The sequence below is a fragment of the uncultured Arcanobacterium sp. genome (assembly GCF_947253055.1).
GTDB lineage: Bacteria > Actinomycetota > Actinomycetes > Actinomycetales > Actinomycetaceae > Arcanobacterium_A.
On the sequence record NZ_CAMXYE010000109.1, the window covers coordinates 1 to 3063 of the forward strand.

Consider the following 3063-nt stretch of genomic DNA (forward strand, 5'->3'; position numbering starts at 1 on the left):
GAGCAGAAGGATCTAACCCGATAGTAGTGGTAGGTACTACGGGAGATCCGGCTACGCCTTATCAGTGGGCAGTAGATTTTTCTAAAACACTTGCCAACGCGGTGCTCATCACCTGGGAAGGGGAAGGCCATACCGCTTATGGGCGCTCTACGGACTGCGTAAATAAACCAATTGATAAGTACTTGCTGGACGGCACGGTACCGGAAGCCGACCTTAAGTGCCCAGCAGAGTAATTTGCCCGGGTTTGCTAATACCTAGGTTTGCTGTAATACGCGGATTGCCGTAATACGCGGGTGCACCATAATAAAATCCCGCGTAGTTTTAATTCTTTTCTGCCCTTGGGGAGCAGGAGGAGAGCATTAGGGAAGCAATAGGGGTGATTTATGCCTCGGATTTCGTGCCGCGGATATTTTTCGGTAAACTACCTAGGTAGCGTGCTTTTGGCACCTGCGCCGCCTTAGCTCAGTCGGCAGAGCGTCTCACTCGTAATGAGAAGGTCGAGAGTTCGATTCTCTCAGGCGGCTCCACAGAAATAAGCTGAATATGGCCATATAGCAAGAAAAAGCGGAAAATCTGCGTCTACTTAAAACGCCAAAGAACCGTAATCTAAAAATTTATGTGCCTAGAGTCGGTATCTATGGTTTGCCTCCTAAAGGGCATAAAGTTTTGTATAAAAATATCCACTCTCAGTGAAGAGGGTGGATAAAAATTGGCACAAGCTAAATAACTTAGCTTATTCCGGTTAGAAAAAGTTATTCATAAATTACATATTTGATGGGAGTATCTAGTGTTTCAAGAATTTTTCTCGCTTTTTCAGCACGCTGATCCCACACATCTATCGCATAGTTATAAGTCACTCCATCTTCAGTAAACTCTGGGATAGAGTCAAAATTATACCAGCTCTTCCAGCCTGCCTTTTCGAATGCTTCTTCGATAAGTTTCCAGTGCGGAAGGCTTACATAGAAAACGCCATTATCTGTTAAATATTCCTCGTCGGTAAATTCGTCTTCAGTCAAAGTACACCTACTTTCAATTTGTCGAAAATAAATATCGAAATGCACATTATAAAAGTAGCTACCTTAGCTATAGTCTTAACCTACCCAAAATTTAATGGGGGTATCGAATGTTTCAAGTATTTTACGTGCCTCGTCAGCATATTCGGGAATAACATCTACAAACCATTTATAATCAGCAACAGGCTCTGGAATTTCATCGCATTTTGGATTATAGGGATCTATATCGTAAGCATACTTATAATTAGCATCCTTAAATGCTTTATCAATCTCCTGCCATGTAGGTATGCACACTGCAAAAGTAACTGCCCTGCTCACAAGTTTTACCCCCTAACGCATCAACAATATCGACTACTCTTTCTCCACCTACAACCAACATATACTATTAAGGCTCAGGCGATAATTATATAAAGCAGAATATAAACCTTTTTGCTTCTCCTAGATTTATATGTTTGCCACGTAGATCTAACACAATCCGCGAAGATTGCTTCCGCCCCTCACGAATAGAGTAAATCGGTTTATTTTTAGCTGGTATAACCATCTTTACAATATTTCTCACCGAAGCCATAAAATGCTACAAAAGTAAGAAAGAAAAAGAATGACTATATATTTATCTAGTTCAGAAGCGGCTGCCCGTATCGGTATAAAACACGGCACTTTCTGCTCTTATCGGCGGCAAGGGCGCACCCCGCCACCGGATGCCAAAATCGGGAAAACAGAAGGCTGGCTTCCAGAGACTATAGATGCCTGGAACCAGACCCGCCCTGGGCAAGGAGCCAGGACAGACCTACAAAAATAGCTACTCTATTAGCTCCCCTGCAAAATTTTCGGAGCTTACCTTAGTGCGGTATAGCCGGTTTTTCTGTTGTGTAGCACCTATAAATTCCTATATATGAGCCCTGCCACTTAACTCACCCACCTACCGTCAATATTCTTCTAAATATAAGCTACTACCTGCATTCCCCAGTTGGTTTATTTATAAATTTGACGAGTTAGTGGGGGGGGTAATCTTCTAGAAGATTAGGTGTTAAAATTAGAACCAGAAATGAAGAAAATTTTGTTTCCTCAGTTTTTGTTTCATTTTTCAGTTTCCATTTCCGTTTTTGTCGATCAGTTGAAGAAAAGGAATAGTTTATGTGCGCGCAAGTATCTGCTTCCTGCCAAAAACTCACTAAAATTTATGGAAAAGGAGACGCTCAAGTAGTAGCACTTGATGCTGTAGACGTAGAATTTCGCAGTGGTAGATTTAGCGCAGTGATGGGGCCATCCGGCAGTGGTAAATCTACTTTGATTCATTGCTTAGCGGGTTTGGATACTCCTACCTCGGGAATCGTGAAAATTGGTGATCGAGATATTGCGTCTTTACGCGATAAAGAAAAGACGCTGCTGCGCCGAGAGAAAATTGGCTTTATTTTTCAGGCTTTTAATCTCGTACCTACGCTCAGCGCCAAAGAAAATATCTTATTACCGCTCGCAATTGCGGGGAAAAAGCCAGATCCGCAGTGGTATGAAACTATTATCGATGTAATCGGGCTGCGGGAGAGGCTATCGCATAAACCTAATCAACTTTCCGGCGGCCAGCAGCAGCGCGTAGCTTGTGCGCGGGCCTTGATTACTCGCCCAGAAATAATTTTTGCCGACGAACCCACGGGGAATCTTGATTCTGCTTCGAGCCGGGAAGTGCTCAATTTTTTGCGGAAGGCAGTAGACGAATTGGGAGCCACCGTGGTAATGGTGACGCACGATCCGGCGGCAGCCGGGCAGGCAGATGAAGCAATTTTCTTAGCAGACGGAAAGATAAACGATTTCTTAGAAAAGCCTAGCCGCGAAAAAGTATTGGCAAAAATGGCCGGTCTCGATATCAATGCGGTAGCGGATATGCGAGCGGCAGAGGAGCGGAAAGCGCTCGGTGCCCACTCTTTCACCCAGAAAGGCGAGTAGCTCCTATGCTGAAAGCCTCTATTAAATCTTTACTTGGGCATAAAGCCCGGTTAGTCATGAGCCTTATCTCCATAGTACTTGGAGTGGCTTTTGTAGCTGGTTCTTTTAC

General features: G+C 43.8%; 5 protein-coding genes and 1 tRNA gene. 4 read left to right on the forward strand and 2 right to left on the reverse strand.

Translation table 11 applies throughout. From position 1 onward, the window contains the following. The coding region (locus tag Q0X35_RS06315; protein ID WP_297566641.1) for an alpha/beta hydrolase at positions 1–233 on the forward strand (233 nt) is incomplete at its 5' end. A 218-nt stretch (positions 234–451) separates the two neighbouring features. After that, positions 452–527: transfer RNA gene (locus tag Q0X35_RS06320), tRNA-Thr, on the forward strand. A 225-nt stretch (positions 528–752) separates the two neighbouring features. Here Q0X35_RS06320 and Q0X35_RS06325 read toward each other — a convergent pair. Both Q0X35_RS06325 and Q0X35_RS06330 read right to left on the reverse strand, forming a co-directional pair. Beyond that, entirely contained in the window at positions 753–1016 is a 264-nt protein-coding gene (locus tag Q0X35_RS06325; protein WP_297566643.1) for a hypothetical protein, read from the reverse strand. Between the two features lie 75 nt (positions 1017–1091). Further along, positions 1092–1331 (reverse strand): hypothetical protein, encoded by a 240-nt coding sequence (locus Q0X35_RS06330; protein ID WP_297566644.1) that lies wholly within the window; start codon positions 1329–1331, stop codon positions 1092–1094. A 280-nt stretch (positions 1332–1611) separates the two neighbouring features. Here Q0X35_RS06330 and Q0X35_RS06335 point away from each other — a divergent pair, with 280 nt between their 5' ends. Further along, positions 1612–1812 (forward strand): AlpA family transcriptional regulator, encoded by a 201-nt coding sequence (locus Q0X35_RS06335; protein WP_073996854.1) that lies wholly within the window; start codon positions 1612–1614, stop codon positions 1810–1812. A 335-nt stretch (positions 1813–2147) separates the two neighbouring features. Beyond that, positions 2148–2954, forward strand: a complete 807-nt coding sequence (locus Q0X35_RS06340) for an ABC transporter ATP-binding protein (RefSeq protein WP_297566647.1) — start codon at positions 2148–2150, stop codon at positions 2952–2954. The last annotated feature ends 109 nt before the right edge of the window (positions 2955–3063 follow it).